General features: G+C 65.5%; 1 protein-coding gene. It reads right to left on the bottom strand.

The window, feature by feature from the left end; genetic code table 11:
- Nucleotides 1–803, bottom strand: an 803-nt coding sequence (locus WS46_RS24020) for an aminotransferase (RefSeq protein ID WP_156437087.1), incomplete at both ends; no start/stop codon positions are given.

Below are 803 nucleotides of genomic sequence, written 5' to 3'. Positions count from 1 at the left end.
CCCGACGTCAGGCCCTTGGCCATCGTGATCAGGTCCGGCTCGAAGCCGAAGTGCTGATGCGCGAACCATTCGCCGGTGCGGCCGAAGCCGCCGATCACTTCGTCGGCGACGAGCAGGATGTCGTACTTGCGGCAGATCCGCTGGATTTCCGGCCAGTACGTCGACGGCGGGAAGATCACGCCGCCGGCGCCCTGGAACGGCTCGCCGATGAATGCCGCGACGTTTTCCGCGCCGAGTTCGAGGATCTTCGCCTCGAGCTGCTGCGCGCGCGCGAGGCCGAACGCTTCGGGCGTCTCGCCGGCCTGCGCTTCGCCGAAGAAATACGGCTGGTCGATGTGCACGATGTTCTCGACCTTCGACGGCATCTGCTCGTGCATGTAGCCCATCCCGCCGAGCGTGCCGCCCGCGATCGTCGAGCCGTGGTAGCCGTTCTTGCGCGAGATCACGACCTTCTTCTGCGGCTTGCCCTGCACGCGCCAGTACTGGTGCACGAGACGCAGCACGGTGTCGTTGCCTTCCGAGCCGCTGTTGCAATAGAAGAAGTGGTTGAAGCCCGCGGGCGTGACTTCGGCGAGCATCGCCGACAGTTCGATCACCGGCGGGTGCGTCGTCTTGAAGAACGTGTTGTAGAACGGCAGTTCCTGAAGCTGGCGATACGCGGCGTCGGCGAGTTCCTTGCGGCCGTAGCCGACGTTTACGCACCAGAGGCCGGCCATGCCGTCGATGACCTTGTTGCCGTCCGAGTCCCACAGGTAGACGCCGTCGGCCTTCACGATCACGCGGCTGCCCGCGCGGTTGAGCGC

The sequence above is a fragment of the Burkholderia sp. RF4-BP95 genome (assembly GCF_001521985.1).
GTDB classification, from domain to species: domain Bacteria; phylum Pseudomonadota; class Gammaproteobacteria; order Burkholderiales; family Burkholderiaceae; genus Burkholderia; species Burkholderia diffusa.
This window is presented reverse-complemented; position numbering and strand designations above follow the sequence as displayed.